General features: G+C 75.3%; 22 protein-coding genes. 8 read left to right on the forward strand and 14 right to left on the reverse strand.

The window, feature by feature from the left end; genetic code table 11:
• The first annotated feature begins 17 nt into the window (after positions 1-17).
• The 3 genes from EDC57_RS04615 (at position 18) to EDC57_RS04625 (ending at position 3,673) form a co-directional block, all read left to right on the forward strand.
• On the forward strand, positions 18-680 hold the full coding sequence (locus EDC57_RS04615) for a class I SAM-dependent methyltransferase (RefSeq protein WP_123400666.1): 663 nt from the start codon (positions 18-20) through the stop codon (positions 678-680).
• 96 nt (positions 681-776) lie between these two features.
• Entirely contained in the window at positions 777-2,009 is a 1,233-nt protein-coding gene (locus EDC57_RS04620; RefSeq protein ID WP_123400667.1) for an HD-GYP domain-containing protein, read from the forward strand.
• Positions 2,006-3,673, forward strand: a complete 1,668-nt coding sequence (locus tag EDC57_RS04625) for a putative bifunctional diguanylate cyclase/phosphodiesterase (protein ID WP_123400668.1) — start codon at positions 2,006-2,008, stop codon at positions 3,671-3,673. Before EDC57_RS04620 ends, EDC57_RS04625 begins: the two co-directional genes overlap by 4 nt.
• Before the next feature lie 7 nt (positions 3,674-3,680).
• Here the strand turns inward: EDC57_RS04625 and EDC57_RS04630 are convergent, their stop codons facing one another.
• Genes EDC57_RS04630 through argE form a run of 3 tightly spaced genes read right to left on the reverse strand, consistent with a single transcriptional unit; the run spans position 3,681 to position 8,105 of the window.
• Positions 3,681-5,642: a bifunctional aldolase/short-chain dehydrogenase gene (locus tag EDC57_RS04630; RefSeq protein ID WP_123400669.1), complete on the reverse strand. Its 1,962-nt coding sequence runs from the start codon at positions 5,640-5,642 to the stop codon at positions 3,681-3,683.
• A 16-nt stretch (positions 5,643-5,658) separates the two neighbouring features.
• Positions 5,659-6,960, reverse strand: coding sequence for an amino-acid N-acetyltransferase (gene argA / locus EDC57_RS04635; protein WP_123400670.1), 1,302 nt, complete (start codon positions 6,958-6,960; stop codon positions 5,659-5,661).
• Positions 6,957-8,105, reverse strand: a complete 1,149-nt coding sequence (argE, locus tag EDC57_RS04640) for an acetylornithine deacetylase (protein ID WP_123400671.1) — start codon at positions 8,103-8,105, stop codon at positions 6,957-6,959. The genes argA and argE overlap by 4 nt, the downstream gene beginning before the upstream one ends.
• Positions 8,106-8,211: 106 nt before the next feature.
• Between argE and EDC57_RS04645 the strand changes: the two genes are divergently transcribed.
• The 3 genes from EDC57_RS04645 (at position 8,212) to ilvD (ending at position 10,775) form a co-directional block, all read left to right on the forward strand.
• Positions 8,212-8,493: an Rdx family protein gene (locus EDC57_RS04645; RefSeq protein WP_123400672.1), complete on the forward strand. Its 282-nt coding sequence runs from the start codon at positions 8,212-8,214 to the stop codon at positions 8,491-8,493.
• A 3-nt stretch (positions 8,494-8,496) separates the two neighbouring features.
• The gene (locus EDC57_RS04650) at positions 8,497-8,835 is read left to right on the forward strand and encodes a tRNA-binding protein (RefSeq protein WP_123400673.1); all 339 of its coding nucleotides are present in this window, start codon (positions 8,497-8,499) and stop codon (positions 8,833-8,835) included.
• 83 nt (positions 8,836-8,918) lie between these two features.
• Complete coding sequence (gene ilvD / locus EDC57_RS04655) at positions 8,919-10,775, forward strand: dihydroxy-acid dehydratase (protein ID WP_123400674.1); 1,857 nt, start codon at positions 8,919-8,921, stop codon at positions 10,773-10,775.
• 116 nt (positions 10,776-10,891) lie between these two features.
• Here the strand turns inward: ilvD and EDC57_RS04660 are convergent, their stop codons facing one another.
• The 7 genes from EDC57_RS04660 to EDC57_RS04690 all read right to left on the reverse strand — a co-directional run bounded on the left by EDC57_RS04660 (position 10,892) and on the right by EDC57_RS04690 (position 16,957).
• Positions 10,892-11,560: a TIGR04211 family SH3 domain-containing protein gene (locus tag EDC57_RS04660; RefSeq protein WP_123400675.1), complete on the reverse strand. Its 669-nt coding sequence runs from the start codon at positions 11,558-11,560 to the stop codon at positions 10,892-10,894.
• A 67-nt stretch (positions 11,561-11,627) separates the two neighbouring features.
• On the reverse strand, positions 11,628-12,314 hold the full coding sequence (locus tag EDC57_RS04665) for a glutathione S-transferase family protein (protein ID WP_123400676.1): 687 nt from the start codon (positions 12,312-12,314) through the stop codon (positions 11,628-11,630).
• The gene (locus EDC57_RS04670) at positions 12,311-13,381 is read right to left on the reverse strand and encodes an ABC transporter ATP-binding protein (RefSeq protein WP_123400677.1); all 1,071 of its coding nucleotides are present in this window, start codon (positions 13,379-13,381) and stop codon (positions 12,311-12,313) included. Before EDC57_RS04670 ends, EDC57_RS04665 begins: the two co-directional genes overlap by 4 nt.
• Positions 13,378-14,292, reverse strand: a complete 915-nt coding sequence (gene argF, locus EDC57_RS04675; protein WP_123400678.1) for an ornithine carbamoyltransferase — start codon at positions 14,290-14,292, stop codon at positions 13,378-13,380. The genes EDC57_RS04670 and argF overlap by 4 nt, the downstream gene beginning before the upstream one ends.
• A 3-nt stretch (positions 14,293-14,295) precedes the next feature.
• Complete coding sequence (locus EDC57_RS04680) at positions 14,296-15,477, reverse strand: acetylornithine transaminase (protein ID WP_123400679.1); 1,182 nt, start codon at positions 15,475-15,477, stop codon at positions 14,296-14,298.
• Positions 15,478-15,569: 92 nt separating this feature from the next.
• Entirely contained in the window at positions 15,570-16,283 is a 714-nt protein-coding gene (gene rquA / locus EDC57_RS04685) for a rhodoquinone biosynthesis methyltransferase RquA (RefSeq protein ID WP_123400680.1), read from the reverse strand.
• 92 nt (positions 16,284-16,375) lie between these two features.
• Entirely contained in the window at positions 16,376-16,957 is a 582-nt protein-coding gene (locus EDC57_RS04690; protein WP_123400681.1) for a superoxide dismutase, read from the reverse strand.
• A 203-nt stretch (positions 16,958-17,160) separates the two neighbouring features.
• Here EDC57_RS04690 and EDC57_RS04695 point away from each other — a divergent pair, with 203 nt between their 5' ends.
• Together EDC57_RS04695 and grxD are read left to right on the forward strand one after the other, a co-directional pair.
• Entirely contained in the window at positions 17,161-18,945 is a 1,785-nt protein-coding gene (locus EDC57_RS04695) for an N-acetylglutaminylglutamine amidotransferase (protein WP_123400682.1), read from the forward strand.
• 111 nt (positions 18,946-19,056) lie between these two features.
• Positions 19,057-19,398 carry a Grx4 family monothiol glutaredoxin gene (grxD, locus tag EDC57_RS04700; protein WP_123400683.1) on the forward strand — a complete coding sequence of 114 codons (342 nt, stop codon included), beginning with the start codon at positions 19,057-19,059 and terminating at the stop codon, positions 19,396-19,398.
• On the opposite strand, the gene rnt is transcribed toward grxD, so the two are convergent.
• From rnt to EDC57_RS04720, 4 genes are all read right to left on the reverse strand, one after another.
• Positions 19,387-20,022 carry a ribonuclease T gene (gene rnt, locus EDC57_RS04705; protein ID WP_123400684.1) on the reverse strand — a complete coding sequence of 212 codons (636 nt, stop codon included), beginning with the start codon at positions 20,020-20,022 and terminating at the stop codon, positions 19,387-19,389. The genes grxD and rnt overlap by 12 nt on opposite strands.
• Positions 20,019-21,053 (reverse strand): dihydroorotase, encoded by a 1,035-nt coding sequence (gene pyrC / locus EDC57_RS04710; RefSeq protein ID WP_123400685.1) that lies wholly within the window; start codon positions 21,051-21,053, stop codon positions 20,019-20,021. The genes rnt and pyrC overlap by 4 nt, the downstream gene beginning before the upstream one ends.
• Positions 21,054-21,115: 62 nt before the next feature.
• Entirely contained in the window at positions 21,116-22,546 is a 1,431-nt protein-coding gene (locus EDC57_RS04715) for an RsmB/NOP family class I SAM-dependent RNA methyltransferase (RefSeq protein ID WP_123400686.1), read from the reverse strand.
• Positions 22,547-22,598: 52 nt separating this feature from the next.
• Positions 22,599-24,074 (reverse strand): M17 family metallopeptidase, encoded by a 1,476-nt coding sequence (locus EDC57_RS04720; protein WP_123400687.1) that lies wholly within the window; start codon positions 24,072-24,074, stop codon positions 22,599-22,601.
• Between the last annotated feature and the right edge of the window lie 83 nt (positions 24,075-24,157).

Below are 24,157 nucleotides of genomic sequence, written 5' to 3' on the forward strand. Positions count from 1 at the left end.
GCGCCCGGGGAGGGAGCATGAGCCGCGAGAGCATCGGCATGGGCGAGGCGGTCACCGCCTACCTGCGCCGGTACGGCGTGCGCGAGCCGCCGCTCCTGGCGCGGCTGCGCGAGGAGACTGCGGCCATGCCCGAGGCGCGGATGCAGATCGCGCCGGAGCAGGGGGCGCTGCTCGCCCTGCTTGCGCGCCTGCTGGGGGCGCGGCGGACGATCGAGGTCGGCGTCTTCACCGGCTACAGCAGCCTCTGGGTGGCGCTTGCGTTGCCCGCCGACGGGTGCCTGGTGGCCTGCGACGTGAGCGAGCGCTACACCGCCGTGGCGCGCCGCTACTGGGCCGAGGCGGGGGTCGCGGAGCGGGTGGACCTGCGCCTCGGCCCCGCGCTGCAGACCCTGGAGGCGATGCTCGCCGCGGGGAAGGCGGGCCGCTACGATCTCGCCTTCATCGACGCCGACAAGCCGGGGTATCCCGCCTACTACGAGCGCTGCCTCGCACTGCTGCGCCCCGGCGGCCTGGTGGCGGTGGACAACGTCCTCTGGGGGGGCGGCGTCGCCGACCCCGCCCAGGACGACGCCGACACGGTGGCGCTTCGCGCCTTCAACGCCCACGTCGCCGCCGACGAGCGGGTCGACGCGGTGATGGTCCCGGTGGGCGACGGGATGACCCTCGCCCGCAAGCGGTGAGCCGCGGGCGGCCCTTGTCGCAGGTTGTAGATCGATAGATACTCACCCAAACGATCGATTTCCTGCGGCTTTCGGGACGCGCAGGGAGGGGGGCGCATGAAGCACTGGAAGGTGCCCGTGGGCGAGCTCGCGCCGGGCATGTTCGTGTGCGAGCTCGACCGGCCCTGGCTGGACACGCCGTTTCTGTTCCAGGGGTTCCTCATCGAGAGCGAGGCGCAGATCGAGGAGCTCGCCCGCTACTGCCGCCACGTCTACGTCGATCCCCTGCGCAGCGACCGCGAGCGGATCCTGAAGGGGCCGGCGGCGACGCGCTGGCGGGCCCGTCTCGGGAGCTCAGGCGGCGACGACCTGCCGCGGCCGACGCGCCGCTACGAGGAACGCACCACGGTGGAGGAGGAGCTGCCGGCGGCGCGGACCTCGTGGAGCCGGGCCGAGGAGGCGGTGGATGCGGTCTTCGACGAGGTGGCGGCGGGGCGCGAGGTCAACGTGCGCCTCGCCCGCGAGGCGGTGCGGGGGCTCGCCGAGAGCGTGCTGCGCAACCCCGATGCGCTGATCTGGATGACCCGGCTGCGCAGGGCCGACCGCTACACCTGGGGGCACGCCGTCAGCGTCTCCATCTACCTCATGGCCTTCGCCCGCCATCTCGGGCTGCCGCGGGCCGAGATCGAGCTCGTCGGGCTCGGCGGCCTGCTCATGGACGTGGGCAAGGTGCGGCTGCCGCGGGAGCTGCTGGACAAGTCCGGCCGGCTGAGCGAGGAAGAGCACCGGCTCGTGCGCGAGCACGTGCTGTACAGCGTCGAGGCGCTGCGGGCGAGCCCGCGCACCCCGCCGGCGGTGGTGGAGATCGCCTACACCCACCACGAGCGCAGCGACGGCAGCGGCTACCCGCGCGGCATCGAGGAGCCGGACATCCCGCTCCACGGGCGCATGGCGGCCATCGCCGACACCTTCGACGCCATGACCAGCGTCCGCCCCTACGCCCCCGCGGTCTCCGCCTACGACGCCCTCCAGGACCTCTACGAGTGGCGCGGGACGCTGTTCCACGCCGGCCTCGTCGAGCAGTTCATCCAGGCGGTGGGGATCTATCCGCCCGGGACCCTGGTGGAGCTGTCGGGCGGCGAGGTGGGGGTGGTGCTGGCGCAGCGGCGCACGCGCCAGCTCCGCCCGCGGGTCCTGGTGCTCCTCGGGCCGGACAAGGCGCGCCTCGAGGCGCCCACGGTGCTCGACCTGCTGCAGGACCCGGTGGATGCGCGGGGCGAGCCCCAGCGCATCCGCCGCGCCCTCGAGCCCGGCGCGTACGGCCTCGATCCCGGGGAGTACTTCCTGTGAGCACGGGGGAGGGGCTCGCGGCCCGGCTCGAGGCGCTGCGCCAGGCCCTCGGGCTCGACGCCGCGGCGTGGGCGGCGGCGGCGGCGGAGGCGGCCCGCGCCGTGGCTGCCGGCGGCGCCGCGGCACAGCGTCTCGCGGCGCGGGTGGGCGGGGCCGAGGCGGCGGCGCTGCTCGCGGCCTATAAGGCGGGGCTTGCCGCCGTCGACGACGGCGGCTACCTGGCCGCGCGCGAGACGCTGGCCCGGCGGCTGCTCGCCCTCGGGCTTGACGATGCCGCGGTGCTGCTGCCGGCGGCGGCCTCGCCAGAGGCGGCGCAGGCGGTGCTCCTGGCGGACCTGCTGCTCCTGCACGAGGCCTGCACCGAGTGCGCCCGGCGCGAGCACAGCGGGATGCTGGAGGCGGTGCCGGCGCTGCACCCGGGCGGCTGGCTCGACCGCCTCCTCGGCGAGCGCATCGCGCGCGCGCGGGAGAGCGGCGCGGCGTGCGGACTCGCCCTCGTCGAGGTGCGCAACCTCACCGAGGTGGCGGTGGCCCTCGGCGAGGCGGCGGCGGCCGAGCTCGTGCGCGGGGTGGCGGCGCGCCTGCGCGAGGCGGTGCGGGAGGGCGACGTGGTCTTCCACACCGAGGGCCGGCGGCTGGGGGTGTTCCTCGACCGGGTCGCCGCCGAGGCCCTGCTGGAGCTCGCCGCCGGCAAGATGCTGCGTGCCCTGGAGGAGCCGCTGGAGGTGGCGGGCCGGCGCATGCGGGCCCGCGTCGCCCTCGGCCTCTCGCGCCTGCCGGGCGATGCCGCCGCGCTTGCCGAGGCGCAGCGCCACGCGGGCCTGGCGCTCGCGGCGGCGGTCACCTCGGGGCGCGAGGTGGTGTTCTTCGATCCGGCGCTGGCGGAGGCCAACCGCCGCCGCCTCGAGCTCGCCGAGCGGCTGCGCGAGGCGCGCGAGCGCGACGAGCTCCAGCTCCACTACCAGCCCAAGGTGCGGCTCGCCGACGGCGCCGTGGTCGGGGTCGAGGCGCTGCTGCGCTGGCATCCGCAGGGGCGCGATCCGGTGCCGCCGGACGTCTTCGTGCCCCTGGCGGAGGAGATGGGGATGGTCCACGAGCTGACCCGCTGGGTGCTCATGCGCGGCGTGCGCGAGGCCGCCGCCTGGCACCGCGACGGCCTCGCCCTCGACCTCGCGGTCAACCTCTCGGTGCAGGATCTCGCCCGCCCGGATCTGGTGGACGAGGTGGTGGGGGCGCTCACCGCCTGGGACTGCGATCCCGCCCGGCTCACGGTGGAGGTCACCGAGACCGCGATGATGCACGAGCGCGAGCGGGCCGAGGACGCCCTCGGGCGGCTGCGCGCCCTGGGGGTGAAGGTGGCCGTGGACGACTTCGGCACCGGCTACTCGTCGCTGCAGTACCTGCGCCGCCTCCCCGTCACCGAGCTCAAGATCGACCGCAGCTTCGTCGCCGCCATGGCCGCCGACGCGGGGGACCGCGCCATCGTCGAGGCGGTGCTCGGCCTGGCCCACGGCCTCGGCCTCGGGGTGGTGGCCGAGGGGGTGGAGGACGAGGCGACCCGCGAGGCGCTGCACCGCCTCGGCTGCGACACCGCCCAGGGCTGGCTCTTCTCCCGCCCCCTGCCGGAGGCGGCGCTTCGCCGCTTCGTCGCCGGCGCCGCCTGAGGCGGGGTCAGATCACGCGCTCGTTGCCGCCGTCGATGGGGATCTGCGCCCCCGTGGTGCGGGCGAAGGCGGGCCCGCACAGGGCGCAGACCAGCTCCGCGACGTCGCGGCTCGAGACCTCGGCGCCGAGGACGTTGCGCCGCTTGTACGCCTCCACCGTCATGCCGTAGCTCGCCGCCCGCGAGGCCAGCACCTCCTCGGTCCAGAGCCCGGTGTCGAAGACGGCGTCGGGGTGGACGACGTTCACCCGCACCCCGTCGCGCCCCCACTCCAGCGCGGCGACACGGGCGAGCTGGGTCAGCGCCGCCTTGGAGGCGGAGTAGGCGGCGGCTCCCGGTCCCGGCGCGGGCACGTTGCGCGAGCCCACCACCACCACCCGCCCGCCGCGCGGCGAGGCCCGAAGCAGCGGGGCGGCGAGGCGCATCAGGCGCAGGTTGGCGTCGAGGTTGACGGCGAAGGTGCGCCGCCAGGTCTCGTCGTCCAGGCGCTCGATGGGGAGGGAGGCGGGGAAGAGGCCGGCGTTGAGGATCAGGAGGTCGAGGCCGCCGAGACGCGCCACCATGCGGTCGAGGGCGGCCTCCACCGCGGCGTCGTCGGTGACGTCGGCGCACAGGCCGAGGGCGCAGGCGGTCTCCACCGCGGGATCGCGGTCGAGCCCCGCCACCGCGGCCCCGCGCTCGGCGAGCAGCGCGGCGCAGGCGCGGCCGATGCCGGAGGCCGCGCCCGTGACCAGCGCGATCTCGCCGGCGAAGGGGGGCGCGGCGCCGCCTCGGCGCAGCTTGGCCTGCTCGAGCTCCCAGTACTCCACGTCGAAGAGGTCCGCCTCCGCGAGGGCGCGATAGCCCCCGAGGGCCTCCGCGCGGCGGATCGCGGCCATGGTGTGGCGGTAGAGATCGGCGGCGGCGTCGGCCTCGGCGAGGCTGCGTCCCGCGCTCGCCAGGCCCAGCTCGGGGTCGAGGATCACCCGCGGGGCGGGGTCCAGCATCGTGAGGGGCTCGCGGCTGCGCGGGGCGTTGCGCTCGAAGTAGGCGCGGTAGGCGGCGGTGTAGGCGGCCACGTCGCGCCCGATCATGGGCCACGGCTTGGTGCGGATGACGTGGTCGGGGGTGAGGGGGCCCTGCTGGCTGATGCGGCCGACCTCGGGATCCCGGGCGAAGGCGAGGGCCTCGGCGTCGCGGTGCAGGGTCAGGATCATGGGCCGGCCGGCGGCCTCGGAGACGGCGCGGCGCAGGGCGGCGACGGCGGTGCGGTCCAGGGGCGGGGCGGGCGGCTGCGCCGGTGCGGGCAGCGACCAGGCGCGCCGGGTGCGCAGCCAGCGCTCGGCCCGGTCCACGAGGGCGATCATGCGCTCGTAGCTCTCGCGCGCGGTGGCGCCGAAGGAGAAGACGCCGTGGTGGAGGAGGACCATGCCCTCGGTGGCCTCGGTGGCCTCGGCGGCGAAGCGCTCGGCGGCGAGCCGCGCCAGGGGGAAGCCCGGCATGACGTAGGGCACGATCACCGCCACCTCCTGGTAGATCTCCCGGATCCAGGCCTCGCCTTCGGGGCCGTGGCAGATGGCGAGCACCGCGTCGGCGTGGGTGTGGTCCACGTAGCGGTGCGGGATCAGGGCGTGGAGGATGGCCTCCACCGAGGGCGCGGGCGCCGACGGGCGCAGCTTCTGCGTCGCCAGGGCCTCCACCATGGCGGTGTCGCTGAGCGCGGGCAGGGTGGCGAGCCTGCGCACCGGGGCGAGGCGCAGCGGGGTGAACCCGGTCTCGTCGATGTCGGCGAGGTCGGCGCCGCTGCCCTTGACGTAGAGGACCTCCACCGGCTCGCCGAAGAGGTCCGTCTCCTCCACCTTGACCGAGGTGTTGCCGCCGCCGTGCAGGACCAGCGCGGGGTCGCGCCCGAGCAGGCGCGAGGTGTAGACGCGCAGCCCCAGCGGGCCGCGGAAGCGCGCGGCGTCGGCATCGTCCCAGAGGCTCTCCATGTGCGCCGCCTCCCCTTCAGAGGGTCTTGACGTAGACGCGCGAGTTGCGCTGCCAGTTGTAGAGGGCCTGCCGCGCCACCGGCAGCTCGGCGAGGCGTGCCGGGCGGAAGCCGCGCTCGATGAACCAGTGCGAGGCCCGCGTGGTGAGCACGAAGAGGCGGTCGAGCCCCTGGCGGCGCGCCTGCCGTTCGATGCGGTGCAGCAGCGCGGCGCCGCGCCCGCCGCTGCGGTAGTCCGGGTGGACGGCGAGGCAGGCGAGCTCGCCGGCACGCTCCGTGGGCCAGGCGTAGAGGGCGGCGCAGCCGATCACGGCGCCGTCGCGCTCGAGCACGGTGAAGCGGTCGATCTCGGTCTCGAGGCGCTCGCGCGAGCGGCGCACCAGCACCCCCTCGGCCTCCAGCGGCGCGATCAGGGCCAGCAGCCCCGGCACGTCCTCGAGCCGCGCCGGGCGCAGCTCCTCGTAGGTCTCGTCGGTGACCATGGTGCCGACCCCGTCGCGGGTGAAGAGCTCGAGGAGGACGGCCCCGTCGAGTCCGGCGTCGAGGAGGTGGGCGCGGCGGACGCCGCCGCGGCAGGCCCGGGCGGCCGCCGCGAGGCGCCGGGCGAGGGCCGGCGGTGTGGTCGTGGCGCGGGCGAGCTCGGCCGCCTCCGCCGGCGTGAGGACGTCCACGCGGTCCCCATCGGGGGTGGCGGCGACGCCCTCGCCGAGGAGCATCAGCTTGTCGGCGCCGAGGCCTGCGGCCACCGTGCCGGCAAGCTGCGTCGCATCCAGCAGGAAGGGCTCGCCCGAGAGCGACGCCCCCACCGGCGGGACGAGGACGACGGCGCCGCCGTCGAGCTGGCGGCGCAGGGCGGCGGTGTCCACCTGCCGCACCTCGCCGGCGTGGCCGTGGTCGATGCCGGAGCGCACGCCCACCGGGCGCGCGCGCACGAAGTTGCCGCAGACCACCCGCGGCGGCGGCGCCGCCCCCGCGGCGCCGCCGAGGCTCAGCGCCGCCTGCACCGCGAGGGCGAGCCCGCCCACCGCCTCGCACACCCCGCGCAGCGCCTGCGCGTCCACCACGGGGTGGCCGTCGCCCTCGGGCAGGCCGAGCCCGGCGAGCCGCGCCGCCGCCTCCGGCACCACGACGAGACGGACGCCGAGGCCGGCGAGGAGGGCGAGGTCGGCGGCGAGGCCGGTGCCGGGCTCGGCCAGCGACTCGCCGTCGGCGAGCACCACCACGGTGCGGTCGCGGAAGGCGCGCAGGTAGGGGGAGGCGTCGCGGAACCACTCCACGTAGGCGGCGCGCTCCTGGGGCGAGGGCGGGGTGCGGTTCATGTGCAGTGCCGTGCGATGAGCCGTTGCAGCAGCGCGACGGCGGGGCCGATCTGGGCCAGCTCCAGGTACTCGTCCGGCTGGTGGGCCTGGTCGATCTCGCCGGGGCCGAGGACCAGGGTCTCCATGCCGAGGGCGGCGTAGAACGGGGCCTCGGTGGCGAAGCCCACGGTGCAGGCGCGCCGGCCCGTGAGCGCCTCGGCCTCGCGCACCAGGGCCGAGGCGGGATCGACGCGGTGGGCGGGGGCGCCCTCGATCAGCGGCCGCATGCGCAGGCTCAGGCCGCTGCCGGCGAGCGCCGCCTCGGCCCGGCGGCGGATGGTCTCGCGCAGGGTCTCCACCGCCATCCCGGGCAGCAGCCTGAGGTCGAAGTGCAGCTCGCAGCGCGGGCAGATGCGGTTGGGGCTGTCGCCCCCCTCGATGCGGCCGAGGTTGAGGGTGGGGTGGGCGACGCGGAAGGCGGGGTCGCGGTGCGCCTCGGCGAGCTCGGCCCGCAGGGCGAGGAGCGCGCCGATGACGGCGTGCATGCCCTCGATGGCGTTGGCGCCGAGGGCCGGGTCGCTGGAGTGGCCCGAGCGGCCCACCACCTCCACCGCCTCCATGAGGATCCCCTTGTGGGCGTAGACGGGGCGCAGGCCGGTCGGCTCGCCCACGACGGCGCAGCGCGCCCGCGGCCGGCCGAGGCGCAGCAGCGCCCGCGCCCCCGCCATGGTGCTCTCCTCGTCGGCGGTGGCGACCACGGTGACGGGGGCGCGCAGGCGCTCGAGCCCGATCCCCTCGAGGGCGCCCACCACGAGGGCGAAGAAGGCCTTCATGTCGCTGGTGCCGAGGCCGTAGGCGCGCCCGTCGCGCAGCTCGAGGCGGAAGGGGTCGGAGGACCAGCGCCCCTCGTCCCACGGCACGGTGTCGGTGTGGCCGGCGAGGACGAGTCCGCCCTCGCCCGCGCCGGCGGTGGCGACCAGGTTCAGCTTGTCCGGGTGGTGCGGCAGGGGCATGAGCTCCACCGCCATGCCCAGCTCGTCCAGCCACTGCGCGAGGAGCGCGACCACGCCGCGGTTGCCCTGGTCGTGGGCGGGGTCGGTGCTGCTCACCGAGGGGATGGCGACGAGGCGGCGGATGCGCTCGATGACGGCGGCGTGCTCGGACATGCGCGGATTGTGCCGGGGGGCGTCGGGGGCCGCAAGGCGGGGGGCTTGCCCGCCGCGGCCGGCGGGACGTAGGGTGTGGGCGAGGTCCGCGAGGCGGGGAACGGCGATGAGGCCGAGGATCGAGATCCGCTACTGCACCCAGTGCCGCTGGCTGCTGCGGGCGGCTTGGATGGCGCAGGAGCTGCTCAGCACCTTTCCCGAGGAGATCGGCGAGGTGGCCCTGGTGCCGGGCACCGGGGGCGTGTTCGAGATCCGTGTCGGCGACGCCCTGGTGTGGTCGCGCGTGCGCGAGGGCGGCTTTCCCGAGATCACCGAGCTCAAGCGGCGCGTGCGCGATCTCGTGGCACCCGGGCGCGACCTCGGCCACACCGAGCGGCGGGGGGCGTAGGCGGTGGAGACCATCACCTGGGAAGACTTCCGGCGGGTGGAGCTGCGGGCGGGCACGGTGGTGCGCGCCGAGCCCTTCCCCGAGGCGCGCAGGCCCGCCTACCGGCTCTGGATCGACTTCGGCCCCGAGATCGGCGTGCTCAAGTCCAGCGCGCAGATCACCGACCTCTACACCCCCGAGGCGCTGCTTGGGCGGCAGGTGGTGGCGGTGGTCAACCTGCCGCCCAAGCAGATCGGGCCCATGCGCTCCCAATGCCTGGTCACCGGCCTCTACCGCGAGGACGGGACCGTGGTCCTGGTCCAGCCCGAGCGCCCGGTGCCCAACGGCGCGCGGCTGGGCTAGCGCCGCCGGGCGCTGGACCGGCGGCGGTGCGCCGCCGTAACCTTCCCCCTCTTCCCGTTCCCGGCCCGAGGAGGAGCGCCGAGATGCCCGAGTACCGTTCCCGCACCACCACCCACGGCCGCAACATGGCCGGCGCCCGCGCCCTGTGGCGGGCCACCGGCGTGCGCGAGGAGGACTTCGGCAAGCCCATCGTCGCCATCGCCAACTCCTACACCCAGTTCGTCCCCGGGCACGTGCACCTGAAGGAGGTGGGCGAGATCGTGGCCGGGGCGGTGCGGGCCGCGGGCGGCATCCCGCGCGAGTTCCACACCATCGCCATCGACGACGGCATCGCCATGGGCCACGGCGGCATGCTCTACAGCCTGCCCTCGCGCGACCTCATCGCCGACTCGGTGGAGTACATGGTCAACGCCCACTGCGCCGACGCCCTCGTCTGCATCTCCAACTGCGACAAGATCACCCCGGGGATGCTGATGGCGGCGCTGCGCCTCAACATCCCCGCCATCTTCGTCTCCGGCGGACCGATGGAGGCGGGCAAGGTGCGCTGGCGCGGCGAGGAGCTGCACGTCGACCTCATCGACGCCATGATCGCCGCCGGCAACCCGGACGTCTCCGACGAGGAGGTGGCGGCGATGGAGCGCTCGGCCTGCCCCACCTGCGGTTCCTGCTCGGGGATGTTCACGGCCAACTCCATGAACTGCCTGACCGAGGCCCTGGGGCTGGCGCTGCCCGGCAACGGCACCTTGGTGGCGACCCACGCCGACCGGCGCGCGCTCTTCGAGGAGGCCGGGCGGCGGATCATGGAGCTGGTGCGGCGCTGGTACGAGGCGGAGGATCCGCGGGCCCTGCCGCGGGGGATCGCCACCCGCGAGGCCTTCGAGAACGCCATGGCCCTCGACATCGCCATGGGCGGGTCCACCAACACCGTGCTGCACCTGCTCGCGGCGGCGCGGGAGGCGGGGGTGGACTTCACCATGGCCGACATCGACCGCCTCTCGCGCCGCGTGCCCAACCTCTGCAAGGTCGCCCCCAGCACGCAGCAGTACCACGTCGAGGACGTCCACCGCGCCGGCGGCATCATGGCCATCCTCGGCGAGCTCGAGCGCGGCGGGCTCGTGCACACCGGGGCGGCGACGGTGCACAGCGCAAGCCTCGCCGAGGCCCTGGCGCGCTGGGACGTGCGCCGCACCGAGGACGAGGCCGTGCACCGCTTCTACCGCGCCGCCCCCGGCGGCATCCCCACCACCGACCCCTTCAGCCAGGCGCGGCGCTACCCGGCGCTCGATCTCGACCGCGCCGGCGGCTGCATCCGCGACCTCGACCACGCCTACAGCGCCGACGGCGGGCTCGCCGTACTCTACGGCAACCTCGCCGAGGACGGCTGCATCGTCAAGACCGCGGGCGTGGACGAGAGCATCCTCGTCTTCCGCGGCCCGGCCCGCGTCTTCGAGAGCCAGGAGGAGGCGGTGGAGGGCATCCTCGGCGACCGCGTCCAGGCCGGCGAGGTGGTGATCGTGCGCTACGAGGGGCCCAAGGGCGGTCCGGGGATGCAGGAGATGCTCTATCCCACCAGCTTCATCAAGTCCAAGGGCCTCGGCAAGGCCTGCGCCCTGGTCACCGACGGGCGCTTCTCGGGCGGCACCTCGGGCCTGTCCATCGGCCACGTCTCGCCGGAGGCCGCCGAGGGCGGGCTCATCGCCCTCGTGGAGGACGGCGACCCCATCGAGATCGACATCCCCAACCGGCGTATCCACCTCGACGTCCCCGAGGAGGAGCTGGCGCGCCGGCGCGCGGCCGAGGAGGCGCGGGGGGCGCGGGCCTGGACCCCGCGCCGCCGCGAGCGCGAGGTCAGCGCCGCGCTGCGCGCCTACGCGGCGATGGCGACCTCCGCCGCCCACGGCGCCGTGCGCGACCTGTCGCGGCTGCGCCGGGGCGGCTGAGGGCCGCGCCCCTCCGCGGCCCTCCCCCCGCCTTCGGCGCGGGGAGGGAGGCAGGGAGGGGGAAGCGGGGAGGGGCAGACTCCTCCCCCGCTTGCGGGGGAGGGTGGGAGGGGGCCTCAGAGGCTGTCCCACCCCGAGCGTCGGCGCCCGCGCATGCGGGCGAGGAGCAGCCCGGTGAGCAGGCCGACGAGGAGGACGCCGGCGCCGGCCACGAACCAGTCGCGGGCGCTCTGGTCGCGCAGCGCGTCGTTCTCGGCGCGCAGCGTCTGCAGCTCGCCCTCGAGCTTGCGCGCATAGGTCTGCAGCTCGTTGCGTTCGCGCTCGATGCGCAGGGCGTCGCCCGCGGTGCGCTGGATGCGGTCGAGGCGGAGCTCGAGCTCGCGCGCCTTCTGCACCGCCTGGTCGCGCTCGGCGCCGAGGGCCTGGCCCTGGGCCTCGAGCTCGGCGATGCGCTCGCGCAGGCTTGCGGTCTCGGCCTCGAGCTCGGCGACGCGCTTGCGGGCCTCGGCGAGCTGCGCCCGCGCCGCCGGCGCGTCCATGAGGTAGCGGGTGATGATCCAGCCTTCGGTGCCGTCGGCAAGGCGCACCCGCGAGTAGCCGCTCTCGGGGTCGGCCTCCAGCAGCTCCACCGCCGTGCCGCTCGGCACCAGCTTGAGGATGCGGTTCTGGAGGCTGGGTCCGCTGCGCACCGTGATCTCCACCCGGTCGGTGACGTAGCGGGTCTCGGCGCGCAGCGCCGGCGCGGCGAGGACGAGGGCGGCGAGGGTCAGTGCGGCGCGGATCACGGCTTTCCTCCCTGGCGCGGGTGGGCGCCGATTGTAGCCCGGGCGCGGCGCGCTGCCGTGCGCGGGATCACGAAGCCGCGAGGCGCGCCGCGAGGGCCCCGCCGCGCTCGAGGATGTGCTCGCGGAAGAGGGTCTCGAACTCCGGCACCACGGATTCGCGCACCTCGGGGGCCGCGAGCAGCACCTCGCTCCAGCGCGCAAGCCGCGGCAGCGCCTCGGGCCCGTAGACGGGCACGAGCGGGCGCAGCAGCTCGAGGCGCATCAGCAGCGGCGCCCAGGCCGCGTCCACCAGCGAGAAGGCCTCGCCGTTGAAGAACGGCCCCTCGCCGAGGACCCCTTCCATGCGCTCGAGCTTGCCGCGCAGCGTGGCGCAGGCCTTCTCGAGGGCGGTCTCGTCGGCGGCGGTGACGATGCGGTAGAGATCGCCGAGGCACTCCGATCCGAACTCGATCCAGGCGCGGTTGACGGCGCGCCGCAGGGGGTCGGCGGGGTGCAGCGGCGGCGGGTGGGTCTCGTCGATGTACTCGTTGATGACCGCCGACTCGAAGATCACCGCGTCGCCGACGCGCAGCAGCGGCACCTTGCCGAGGGGCGAGATCTCGCGGAACCACGGCGGCGGGTCGGCGAGGTCGATGTAGGTGATGCGGAAGCGGGCCTTCTTGTGCAGCAGGGTGATCACCGAGCGCTGCACGAAGGGGCAGAGCTTGAAGCTGACGAGCTCGAGCCCGCCGTCCTGGGTCTCCTTCCCGTTCATGCCGCGGCCTCCTCCTCGCGTGGGAATGCCACCAGGTGGTCCGCCGCCACGCGGACGCGGACGCGCTCGCCGATGCCGTGGTCGAGGTGGCTCGGGAAGAGCGAGAGCACCCGCGCCCCGGTGGGCAGCTCCAGGGTGTAGAGGGTCTCGGCGCCCCGGAAGGCCTTGTTGCGCACGATCGCGGCGAGGGGGCCGTCGGGGTCCGGGACGACGTCGTCCGGACGCACCAGCACGTCCACCGCGGTGCCCGGGGGCCAGGGATAGGCGCGGTCGCCGCGCAGGACCCCGGCCTCGGTCTCCAGGGTCTCGGGGTCGACGAGGCGGCCGGCGACGAACACCCCCTCGCCGATGAAGTCGGCGACGAAGCGGTCGGCGGGGTCGTGGTAGAGGTTGTAGGGGGTGTCCCACTGCAGGATGCGCCCCGCGTGCATGACGCCGACCCGCTCGCAGATGGCGAAGGCCTCGCCCTGGTCGTGGGTGACGAGGATCGCGGTGATGCCCTCGCGCACGAGGATCTCGCGCACCTCCAGGGCGAGGCGCTGGCGAAGCTCCACGTCGAGGCTGGAGAAGGGTTCGTCGAGCAGCAGCAGCCTCGGGCCCGGGGCGAGGGCGCGGGCGAGGGCGACCCGCTGCTGCTGGCCGCCCGAGAGCTCGTGGGGGTAGCGGCCGGCGAGCCCCTCCAGGCCCACCAGGGCGAGCATGCGCTCCACCGTGCGCCGGCGCTCGGCCGCGGGGCGCCCGCGCAGGCCGAAGGCGACGTTGTCGCCGATGCTCAGGTGCGGGAACAGGGTGTGTTCCTGGAAGACCATGCCGATGCCGCGCCGCTCGGGCGGCACCGCCGCCCCCGGCCCCGACAGCACCCGGCCCTCGAGCAGGATCTCGCCGGCGACGAGGGGCTGGAGGCCGGCGATGGCCCGCAGCACCGTGGTCTTGCCGCAGCCGCTGGGGCCGACGAGGCCGGCGATGACGCCCCGCGGCAGGTGCAGGGACAGGTCGTGCACCACCGCGTTGCGGCCGTAGGCGCAGCGGATGCCGCGCACCTCCAGCAGCGGCGGCGTCTGGGTCACGGCCCCCGCACCCCCCAGAGCAGCTCCAGCAGCGCGCGCTGGGCGTGGAGGCGGTTCTCGGCCTCGTCCCAGACCACGCTCCAGGGGCCGTCGATGACCTCCGCCGCCACCTCCTCGCCGCGGTGGGCGGGCAGGCAGTGCATGAAGAGGGCCTCGGGGCCGGCGGCCTCCATGACGCGGCGGTCCACCTGGTAGGGGGCGAAGGCGGCGAGGCGCGCCGCGCGCTCCTCCTCCTGGCCCATGCTGGCCCAGACGTCGGTGACCACCAGGTCGGCGCCGGCGGCGGCCTCCAGCGGATCGCGCGTGAGCGTGACCCGCTCGGCGGCCGCGGCGACCACCGCCGGGTCGGGCTCGTAGCCCGCCGGCACCGCGATGCGCAGATGGAAGCCGAACAGCCGCGCGGCGTTGATCCAGGAATGGCAGACGTTGTTGCCGTCGCCGATCCAGGCCACGGTGCGGCCGCGGATGGGGCCGCGGTGCTCGCAGAAGGTCTGCACGTCGGCGAGGAGCTGGCACGGGTGGAAGCGGTCGGTGAGGGCGTTGATCACCGGCACCGTGGCGTGGGCCGCGAAGCGCTGCAGCTTCTCGTGCTCGAAGGTGCGCACGACGATGGCGTCCACCATGCGCGAGAGCACGCGCGCGGTGTCCTCGAGCGGCTCGCCGCGCCCGAGCTGGGTGTCGCGCGGCGACAGGAACATGGCGGCGCCGCCCCACTGCGCCACCGCCGCCTCGAAGGAGACGCGGGTGCGGGTGGAGGATTTCTCGAACAGCAGCGCCAGCACGCGGCCGCGGAAGGCCTCGCCGCGCTCCCCCGCGTGGTGGCGGCGGCGAAGCTCCATCGCGCGCGCCACCAGCGCCTCGGCCTCCTCCGGTGCGAGGTCGAGCAGGCTCAGGAAGTGCCGCACCGCCATGGCTCAGGTCTCCGAGTCGAGAAAGTCGCGCACGAGGGCGACGAGGAGGTCGGCGAGCTGCCCCAGGGCCTCGTCGTCGAGGACGAGGGGCGGCAGCAGCCGGACCACGCGCTCGGCGGTCACGTTGATGAGCAGCCCGCGCTCGCGCGCCTCGCCGACGAGGGCGGCGCAGGGGCGGTCGAGCTCGACGCCCAGCATGAGCCCGCGGCCGCGCACGGCGACGACGCCCGGCACGCCCTCGAGGGCCGCGGCGAGGCGCGCGCGCAGCGTCTCGCCGGCCGCCGCCGCCCGCGCCGGAAGCCCCTCGGCCTCGAGGACGTCCAGCACCGCCAGGGCGGCGCGGCAGGCCAGCGGATTGCCGCCGAAGGTGGAGCCGTGGCTGCCGGGCGTGAAGGCCTCGGCGGCCTCGCCGCGGGCGAGGCAGACGCCGATGGGCACGCCGTTGCCGAGCCCCTTGGCGAGGGTGACGACGTCGGGGACGATGCCCTCGTGCTGGAAGGCGCAGAAGCGGCCGGTGCGGCCGACGCCGGTCTGGACCTCGTCCAGCATCAGCAGCCAGCCGTGGCGGTCGCAGAGCGCGCGCAGCCCGCGCAGATAGCCCTCCGGCGGCACCCGCACCCCGCCCTCGCCCTGGATCGGCTCCACCAGGACGGCGACCACCTCCGGGCTGTTGCGCCCCGCCGCCTCCATCGCGTCGAGGTCGCTGTAGGGCACGCGCACGAAGCCCTGCACCAGGGGCTCGAAGCCGGCCTGGACGCGGCGGTTGCCGGTGGCGGAGAGGGTCGCGAGGGTGCGGCCGTGGAAGCTGCCCTCGGCCACGATCACCGCCGGGCGCTGCAGGCCGCGGCGGTGCCCGACGAGGCGGGCGATCTTGATCGCCGCCTCGTTGGCCTCGGCGCCGGAGTTGGCGAAGAAGGCGCGCTCGAGGCCGGTGAGCGCCGCCAGACGCTCGGCGAGCCGCCGCTGCAGCGGGATCTCGTAGAGGTTGGAGGTGTGCACGAGCTCGCCCGCCTGGGCGCACAGCGCCTCGCGCACCGCGGGGTGGGCGTGGCCGAGGCCGCAGACCCCGATCCCGGCGATGGCGTCGAGGTAGCGTCGCCCTTCGGCGTCCCACAGCCAGGGGCCCTCGCCGCGGACGAAGGCCACCGGCTGGCGGGCGTAGGTGTTCATGAGGCAGTCGGCCATGGGGCTGGGTCCCCGTCCGTGAAAGCAAAAAAGGCAGTCTCGCGGGCGAGACCGCCGTCCTCGCTCCCGGGACCGCGCGGGCCCGGGAAGGCCTAATCTAGCGCCGCCCCGGCGCCCCCGCAAGGGAGGCGGCGGGCGATCACGAGCTGGTAGAGGCCGCCGAAGAAGGTGCGCTGCGACCACCGGCAGGCCGGCGCGGACGGGGCGAAGGCCTCGACCGGCTGCTGCCAGAGGTCGGCGGCGAAGGGCTCGAGGGTGGCGAAGACGGCGGCCATCACCGGCCGCAGCGGGTGGAGCGGGTGGGGTCGGTGGTAGTCGACGAAGACCGCCCGCCCTCCGGGACGAAGCGCCCGCAGCAGCCGCGCCACCACCTCGGTGCGGGCCTGCGCCGGCAGCTCGTGGAGGAGGAAGAAGGCGAGGGCGCCGTCGTAGCCCTCGGCCTCGAGGCGGGTGAGGTCGCCCCGGCAGACCCGGGCCCAGCGGATGCCGCGCAGCTTGCCGCGGGCGTTGCGGACCTGGACCGCGGCGGCGTCGAGCACGTCGAGTCGTCCCTCGGGGCCGACCCGGCGCGCGATCCGCAGGCTCAGGTCGCCGTAGACGCAGGCCGCCTGGAGCACCCGCTGGCCGGGTCCGAAGCAGGCCGCGGCGGCGCGGGCGAGGCGCCGGTACTGGCCCCAGAGAATGGCGTTGACCACCCAGGGGCGGTCGAACCTGCGCACCGCGCCGGGGGTGAGGTAGGCCCAGCGGTAGTGGCGCGCGAGGTAGTCGGGGACGGTGGCGGATGCCTGCGCGGTCGATTCGCTCACGGGGTGTTCCCGGGGTCAGGGGCGGTGCATTCTAAGCCGCCGGGGCGATCCCCGCGAGCCGGCGGGGGCGGGGACCCGCCCCCGCGCGCCGCTCAGCCGAGGTTGCGATTGGCAAACTCCCAGTTGACCAGGTTCCAGAAGGCCTCGACGTACTTCGGCCGCGCGTTGCGATAGTCGATGTAGTAGGCGTGCTCCCAGACGTCGCAGGTCAGGATGGGGGTCTTGCCCTCGGTCATGGGGTTGCCGGCGTTGGCGGTCTGCACGATCTCGAGGCCGCCGTCGGCGTTGCGCACCAGCCAGGCCCAGCCGGAGCCGAACAGCGTCACCGCCGCCTGCGTGAACTGCTCCTTGAAGGCGTCGAAGGAGCCGAAGGCGCGGTCGATGGCCTCGGCGACGGCGCCGGTCGGGGCCCCGCCGCCGTTGGGGCTGAGGCTGTGCCAGTAGAAGGTGTGGTTCCAGACCTGCGCGGCGTTGTTGAAGATCCCGCCCGGGGGCGCCTTGCGCACGATGTCCTCGAGGCTCATGTCGGCGTACTCGGTGCCGGCGATGAGCTTGTTGAGGTTGGCCACGTAGGTGGCGTGGTGCTTGCCGTAGTGGTACTCGAGGGTCTCGCGCGAGATGTGGGGCGCGAGCGCGTCCATGGCGTAGGGCAGCTCCGGAAGCTTGTGCTCCATGGTGAGATCCTCCCTTCTTTTGTGGGCGATGGTTTCCGTGGCGCGCCGCCTGGCAGCAGTGTAGCCGCCCGGGAGGCGCGGTGTGGGAAGGATGCTACGCGGGTGCGCCGCGGCGGGCATTGAGCCAGGTCAGTTTCCCGAGTGCCGCGCGAGGGAAAGGGGCTGGGCTACAATGGCCGCCCGTCGGCCTGGGGAGGGCGGAGATGTGCGGGATCTGCGGTGAGCTGCGCCTGGACGGGGCCCGGCCCGACCTTGCGGCGCTCGGCCGCATGCTCGGCGAGCTGCGCCGGCGCGGCCCCGACCACGAGGGGGCCTACGAGGACGGACCGCTGGCGCTCGGACACCGGCGTCTGGCGATCATCGACCTGTCCGAGCGCGCCCACCAGCCGATGGTGGACCCTGAGCTCGGCCTCGCCCTGGTCTTCAACGGCACCATCTACAACTACCCGGAGTTGCGCCGGGAGCTGACGCGGCTCGGCTACCGCTTCTTCTCCCACGGCGACACCGAGGTCATCCTGAAGGCCTACCACGCCTGGGGCGAGCGCTGCGTCGAGCGGCTCCACGGGATGTTCGCCTTCGGCCTCTGGGACCTGCATGCGCGCCGCCTCTTCCTCGCCCGCGACCGCCTCGGCATCAAGCCCCTCTACTACGCCCGCACCGGGCGGTGGCTGCGCTTCGCCTCCAACGCCCAGGCGCTCATCGCCGCCGGGGGGCTGGACACCGAGATCGACCCGGTGGGCCTGCACCACCAGCTCACCCTGCACGGGGTGGTGCCGGCCCCGCGCACGATCCTGCGCGGGCTGCGCAAGCTCCCCCCGGCCACCACCCTCACCGTGGAGGCCGACGGCGCCGGCCGCGAGCGGGTCTACTGGCGGCTCGAGGCGACGCGGGAGGGCGCACCGCGCAGCGAGGCCGAGTGGGAGGAGGCGGTCCATGGGGCGCTGCTGGAGGCGGTGCGGCGGCGGCGCGCCATCGCCGACGTCCCCGTCGGCGTGCTCCTCTCGGGCGGGCTCGACTCGAGCCTGCTGGTGGCGCTGCTCGCCGAGGCCGGCGGCGGCGAGATCCTCACCTTCTCGGTGGGCTTCGAGGACCAGCCCGAGGAGCGCGGAAGCGAGTTCGAGTACTCGGACCCGGTGGCCGAGCGCTACGGCACGCGCCACCACCGCTTCCTGGTCCCCAACGAGCAGGTGCTCGAGCGCCTGCCCGAGGCCGTCGACTGCATGGCCGAGCCCATGTTCGGGCAGGACGCGGTGGCCTTCTACCTGCTCGCCGAGCGGGTCTCGCGCGAGGTCAAGGTGGTGCAGAGCGGGCAGGGCGCGGACGAGGTCTTCGGCGGCTACTTCTGGTACCCGCGCATGGCGGCGGAGACCGAGGGGCCGGCCGTGGAGCGCTTCCGCCGCCACTACTTCGACCGCGACCACGCCGAGTACCTGGAGACGGTGGATCCGCGCTTCCACGGCCCCGACCACACCGCGGAGCTGGTCGCGGCGCGGCTCGCCGAGCCCGGCGCCGAGACCTTCATCGACGCGGTGCTGCGCCTCGACGTCACCACCCTGGTGGTGGACGACCCGGTCAAGCGCGTCGACAACATGACCATGGCCTGGGGGCTGGAGGCGCGGGTGCCCTTCCTCGACCACCACGTGGTGGAGCTCGCCGCGCGCATGCCCCCCGAGCTCAAGCTCGCCTCGGGCGGCAAACACATCCTCAAGCGCATCGCCCGCGGCCGGCTCCCGGACAAGGTCATCGACCGGCCCAAGGGCTACTTCCCGGTGCCGGCCCTGAAGTACGTGCGCGGGCCCTTCCTCGCCTTCATGCGCGAGGTCCTCGACTCGCCGCGGGCGCGCGAGCGGGGTCTGTTCCGGCGCCCCTACGTGGAGCGGCTCTTGGCCGAGCCCGAGCGTCACCTGACGCGCATCCAGGGCAGCAAGCTCTTTCATTTGGCGATGCTGGAGCTGTGGCTGCAGCGCAACGTCGACGGCCTGCGCTGAGCGGCGGGGCACCCGCAAGGGGGGCGGGGTTTTTCCGAGTGCGCCGCCTGGTTTAGACTGGGTCCATGACGGCCCCAAGGGGGCATCCCTTTCCCTACGGAGGTGAGCGCGATGGACGTGATGGACCGGATCCGCGAGATCGTCGAGGGCAACCCGGTGGTGCTGTTCATGAAGGGGACGCCGCAGTTCCCCATGTGCGGCTTCTCGAGCCGCGCCGCGGCGGCGCTCGCCCAGTGCGGCGTCAAGTTCGCCTACGTCAACGTCCTCGACGATCCGGAGATCTTCGAGAACCTGCCCCGCTACGCCAACTGGCCCACCTTCCCGCAGCTCTACATCAACGGCGAGCTGGTGGGCGGCTGCGACATCACCCTCGAGCTCTACGAGCGCGGCGAGCTGCAGCGGATGGTGCGCGAGGCGGTGGAGAAGGCCGGCGGCGAGGCCTCAGCCTCCTGAGGCCAGGCGCTCCAGGGCCTGCCAGCGGTTGACGATGTGGCAGAACAGGTCGGCGGTGCGCTCGGCGTCGTAGATCGCCGAGTGCGCCTCGCTGCTCTGCCATTCCATCCCCGCCGCCTCCACCGCCTTCGCGAGCACGGTCTGCCCCAGGGCGACGCCCGCCAGGGTTGCGGTGTCGAAGGTGGCGAAGGGGTGGAAGGGGTCGCGCTTGATCCCGCAGCGGCGCACCGCGGCCTTGAGGAAGGCGAGGTCGAAGGCGGGGTTGTGCCCCACGAGGACGGCGCGGTTGCAGCCGGTCTCGCGCAGGGCGCGGCGGATGGGGCGGAAGATCTCCTGCAGCGCCTCCTTCTCCGGGCGGGCGTCGCGGAAGGGATGCCAGGGATCGATGCCCGTGATCTCCAGCGCCTTGGGGTCGAGCCGCGCCCCCTCGAAGGGGAGCACGTGGCGGGCGTGGGTGGCGCCGCGCCGCAGCCGCCCGGCCTCGTCCATCTCGATGAGCACCGCCGCCACCTCCAGCAGGGCGTCGGTGTCGGGGTTGAGGCCGCCGGTCTCCACGTCCACCACCACCGGCAGGTAGCCGCGGAAGCGCTCGGCGATGGGCGCCCTGGGGCGGGGCTCGCTCATGCCGCGAGCCTCCAGGCGACGGTGCCGCCGGCGCGCAGCGGCACGAGGCCGCCGTCCGGGAAGGGATAGCGCTGCGGCACCGGCCACGGATCCCGCACCAGGGTGATGGTGTCGGGATGGGGCGCAAGGCCGTGGAAGGCGGCGCCGTGGCGGGCGGCGAAGGCCTCCAGGCGGTGGAGGGCGCCGGCGGCCTCGAAGACCTCGGCGAGCAGCTCCACGGCGGCATGGGCGGTGTAGACGCCGGCGCAGCCGCAGGCGCTCTCCTTGGCGCTTCGCGGGTGCGGCGCGCTGTCGGTGCCGAGGAAGAAGCGGGGATCGCCGCCCACCGCCGCCTCCAGCAGCGCGAGCCGGTCGGCCTCGCGCTTGGGCACCGGCAGGCAGTAGTGGTGGGGCCGGATGCCGCCCACCAGCAGATCGTTGCGGTTGAGCAGCAGGTGGTGGACGGTGATGGTGGCGGCGACCCCGGGGCGTGCCGCGCGCACGAAGGCGACCCCGTGCCGGGTGGTGACGTGCTCGAGGACCACGCGCAGCCGCGGGTGGCGCTCCACCAGCGGCCCCAGGACGCGGTCGATGAAGACGGCCTCGCGGTCGAAGACGTCCACCTCCGGGTCCACCACCTCGCCGTGCACGAGCAGGGGCAGGTCGTGCGCGGCCATGGCCTCGAGCACCGGGTCGAGCCGCAGCGGATCGGTCACGCCCGCCTCGGCGTGGGTGGTGGCGCCGGCGGGGTAGAGCTTGACCGCGCGCACCAGGCCCGAGGCGGCGGCGCAGGCGATCTCCTCCGGGGGCGTGGTGTCGGTGAGGTAGAGGGTCATCAGCGGCTCGAAGGCGGCGCCGGGCGGGCGCGCGGCGAGGATGCGCCGGCGGTAGGCCTCGGCCGCCGCCACCGTGGTCACCGGCGGGCGCAGGTTCGGCATGACGATGGCGCGGCCGAAGCGGGCCGCGGCGTGGGGCACGGTGGTGGCCAGCGCCTCGCCGTCGCGCAGGTGCAGGTGCCAGTCGTCGGGGCGGATGAGGGTGATGCGGTCCATGGCTCGCATGGGGGTTCGGGCCGGCGCCGCATTGTAGCGGTCCGGCCGCGGCACCGCCTCCCTCAGGTCGGCACCGCCCAGCGCTTGGGAAAGAGGCTCTCGAGGGTGCCGTCCGGGCGCAGCAGCGCGGTGCCGAGGCCGAAGCCGCGGTGGCGGACGAGGACGAAGCCGCCGTCGCAGGCCGCGGTGCGGGCCGCGGGCAGCGTCACCGCGGCGCGGGCGAGGTAGGCGGCGAGCTCCGCGGCCTCGAGGTCGACGACGTTGCGGGTGGCCTGGGCCGCGAGGAGGAGCGCCGCCGCGGTGGTGGCCTTGGGCGGGCGGGCCCTGAGGTTGACCAGCGGCAGCCCCGTGGCCTCGGGGGCGGGGCGCGGCGGCGGGACGTGGTCGGCGGCGGCGACGTGGACGCCGCGGCCGCTGCGGCCGGTGATGCGCCAGCCCGCGGCGGCGGCCTCGGGGACGCCGTGGCGCGCGAGCAGGGCCCGCACCAGGGGCTCGTCGAGGGCGTCCGGGGCGGCGGTCGCGGCCTCGGCGGGGGCGGGCCCGTCGGTGCGCTCCAGCACCGCGACGAAGAAGCCGCCGGTGTCGTTGTGGTGGGGCCAGAGACGGGCGGCGCCGGCGAGGGCGGGGTCGAGGTCGCGCCCCGCCCAGCGGGTGACGCCGGGGGCGAGGCGCAGGCCGTGGACGCGCGCGGGCACGATGCGCAGGCGCCCCTCGGCCTCGCGCAGCACCGCGTCCACCACCTCCTCGTTCTCCTCGGGGGCGAAGGTGCAGGTGGAGTAGACGATGCGCCCGCCGGGGCGGGTGAGCTGCACGGCACGGCGCAGCAGCGCCCGCTGGCGCCGGGCGTAGCGGCGCGAGAGCGCCTCGCCCACCTCGCCCTCCAGCGCGGCGTGCTTGCGCAGGGTGCCCTCGCCGCTGCAGGGGGCGTCCACGAGGACGCGGTGGAAGGGGCCGGCCTCGCCGGGGTAGCCGGTGCCGTCGTGGACCGTGAGGCTGACGTTGAGCAGCCCCAGGCGCTCGACGCTCGCCCGCAGGGGCCGCAGGCGGCCGAAGTGGACGTCGTTGGCGACCACCGTGCCGCGGTTGCCGAGGGCGAGCGCGATCTGCGCCGTCTTGCCGCCGGGGGCGGCGCAGAGGTCGAGGATCCGCTCGCCCGGCTGCGGATCGAGCAGGCGCACCGGCAGCAGCGAGGCCTCCTCCTGGGCGTGGGCGAGGCCCGCGAGGTACCACCAGCGGGCCCCGACCCCGTCCGCCGCGGCGAGGCGGAAGGCGCCGGGGTGCCAGGCGAGCGGATGCGCCTCCACCCCCTCGGCCGCCAGCAGCCGGGCCAGCCCCGCGGCGTCGATGCGCAGGGGATTGGCCCAGACGCAGCGCGGCAAGGGCCGCTCCAGGGCCTCCACGAAGGCGGCCCAGTCGTCGATCAGTTCGCGATAGCGGGCCAGCGCCGCGAAGGCCGCGCGCCGCCGCCCGGCGCTGTCGCCGCGTCCCCTCATGACGGTCTCCGGTGCTGCGGGGGGCGCATTGCACCAGCCCCCGCGCCGCGGTTCAAGGCGCCGCCGCGAGGCGCCCGCGCGCCGGGCCGAGGAGAAGCTCGAGGGCGAAGCGCACGCCCGCGCCGGTCACCTCCGTGGGCACCGGCCCCAGCCCGCCGCGGCTGCGTGCGGCGGCGAGATCCACGTGCACCCAGGGGATGTCGCGGGGCACGAAGCGGGCGAGGAAGCGGGCGCCGAGGATGTGGTCGGCCTCGCCCTCGAGGGTGCACTGGCGCACGTCGGCGACCTCGCTCTCCAGGGCCTCGTCGTAGTCCTCGCTCATGGGGAAGGGCCAGACGCGGTCGGCGGCGGCCTCGCCCGCCTCCACCAGCGCGGGATAGGCCTGCGGGCGGTTGGAGAAGACGCCGTTGTAGCGGGTGCCGAGGGCGTGGATGCAGGCCCCGGTGAGGGTGGCGAAGTCGAGGATGAGCTGCGGGCGGGCGCGCCCGGCGAGGACGAGGGTGTCGGCGAGCACCATGCGGCCCTCGGCGTCGCTGTGCACCACCTCGATGGTGGTGCCGTCGAGGGCGCGCACCACCTCGCCCGGCCGGTAGGCCCCGGGGCCGATCTCGTTGCGGCCGAGGGCGAGCCAGCAGTCCACCGCGAGCGGGGCGCCGAGGCGGGTCAGCGCGAGCAGCGTGCCGAGGGCGACGGCGGCGCCGGCCATGTCCTCGTGCATGTGCTGCATGGCGCGGGCGGGCTTGAGGTTGACGCCCCCGGTGTCGAAGCAGATGCCCTTGCCCACGAGGGCGACGCGGCCCTGCACGGCCCCTGCGCCGCGGTGATGCAGGTGCAGGATGCCGGCCTCGGGGTCGAGGCGGGTGACGGCGCAGAAGGCCCCGGCGCCGCGCCGCTGCAGGGCCGTGCGCGTCAGCAGCCGCGCGCGCCAGCCGTGGCGGCGGGCGAGGGCGCGGGCCTCGCGCACGAGGTCCGCCGCGGTGAGCGCGTTGGCCGGGCGGGCGGTGAGCGCGCGGGCGAGGTCGGTCCCCTCGGCCTCGGCGGCGAGCCGCGCCGGGTCGAGGCCCGGCGCCTCGCCGTGGATCTCGACCCGGGTCAGGGGCGGGCGCGGCGGCTCCCGGCGCTGGGCGGGCAGGGGCGCGGTGGCGAGGGCGGCGCGGGCGAGGGCGGTGGCGGTGGTCGGGGGCAGGCCGCGCCCGGGAGCGACCCAGACGAGGAGCGCGCCCGGGCGGCGGGGGGTGAGGGTGGCGACGGCGCGCCGGGCCCAGGCGTGCACGGACCAGGCCCCGCCGTCCGGAGGGGCGGCGAGGGCGACGGGGGTGCCGCGCGCGTCGGGCAGGGTCGTGACCAGGGGCTCGCGCGGCCAGTCGGGCCACGCCGCGAGCCGTTGCGCGAGGACCTCGCCGTGGGGCAGCGCGGCGAGCGCCTCGGCGGCGCCCTCGCGGGGCAGCGCCAGCAGCACGGCGCCGGCGCGGGCGATGGCGCGGGGATCGGGGGCGCCGCGGCCGCGGCGCAGGGCGACGGTGCTCATGGGTGCCTCTTCCGCATGGTGCAATGCAGCTTGCCGGGCCTCGCTATACTACGCTGTAATGGCGTGCCCGCGCATCACGCCCG

Source organism: Inmirania thermothiophila, from assembly GCF_003751635.1.
In the GTDB taxonomy this organism is placed as follows: domain Bacteria; phylum Pseudomonadota; class Gammaproteobacteria; order DSM-100275; family DSM-100275; genus Inmirania; species Inmirania thermothiophila.

Excerpts from the sequence above, each read along its gene's own strand:
- argE (WP_123400671.1), bottom strand. The coding sequence starts at position 8,105 with ATGTCCGAGCACGCCGCCGTCATCGAGCGCATCCGCCGCCTCGTCGCC.
- EDC57_RS04665 (WP_123400676.1), bottom strand. The coding sequence starts at position 12,314 with ATGAACGGGAAGGAGACCCAGGACGGCGGGCTCGAGCTCGTCAGCTTC.
- argA (WP_123400670.1), bottom strand. The coding sequence starts at position 6,960 with ATGAACCGCACCCCGCCCTCGCCCCAGGAGCGCGCCGCCTACGTGGAG.
- EDC57_RS04690 (WP_123400681.1), bottom strand. The coding sequence starts at position 16,957 with ATGGAGCACAAGCTTCCGGAGCTGCCCTACGCCATGGACGCGCTCGCG.
- EDC57_RS04720 (WP_123400687.1), bottom strand. The coding sequence starts at position 24,074 with ATGAGCACCGTCGCCCTGCGCCGCGGCCGCGGCGCCCCCGATCCCCGC.
- pyrC (WP_123400685.1), bottom strand. The coding sequence starts at position 21,053 with ATGGACCGCATCACCCTCATCCGCCCCGACGACTGGCACCTGCACCTG.
- EDC57_RS04620 (WP_123400667.1), top strand. The coding sequence starts at position 777 with ATGAAGCACTGGAAGGTGCCCGTGGGCGAGCTCGCGCCGGGCATGTTC.
- EDC57_RS04715 (WP_123400686.1), bottom strand. The coding sequence starts at position 22,546 with ATGAGGGGACGCGGCGACAGCGCCGGGCGGCGGCGCGCGGCCTTCGCG.
- EDC57_RS04695 (WP_123400682.1), top strand. The coding sequence starts at position 17,161 with ATGTGCGGGATCTGCGGTGAGCTGCGCCTGGACGGGGCCCGGCCCGAC.
- EDC57_RS04680 (WP_123400679.1), bottom strand. The coding sequence starts at position 15,477 with ATGGCCGACTGCCTCATGAACACCTACGCCCGCCAGCCGGTGGCCTTC.
- rnt (WP_123400684.1), bottom strand. The coding sequence starts at position 20,022 with ATGAGCGAGCCCCGCCCCAGGGCGCCCATCGCCGAGCGCTTCCGCGGC.
- grxD (WP_123400683.1), top strand. The coding sequence starts at position 19,057 with ATGGACGTGATGGACCGGATCCGCGAGATCGTCGAGGGCAACCCGGTG.
- EDC57_RS04615 (WP_123400666.1), top strand. The coding sequence starts at position 18 with ATGAGCCGCGAGAGCATCGGCATGGGCGAGGCGGTCACCGCCTACCTG.
- ilvD (WP_123400674.1), top strand. The coding sequence starts at position 8,919 with ATGCCCGAGTACCGTTCCCGCACCACCACCCACGGCCGCAACATGGCC.
- argF (WP_123400678.1), bottom strand. The coding sequence starts at position 14,292 with ATGGCGGTGCGGCACTTCCTGAGCCTGCTCGACCTCGCACCGGAGGAG.
- EDC57_RS04645 (WP_123400672.1), top strand. The coding sequence starts at position 8,212 with ATGAGGCCGAGGATCGAGATCCGCTACTGCACCCAGTGCCGCTGGCTG.
- EDC57_RS04630 (WP_123400669.1), bottom strand. The coding sequence starts at position 5,642 with ATGGAGAGCCTCTGGGACGATGCCGACGCCGCGCGCTTCCGCGGCCCG.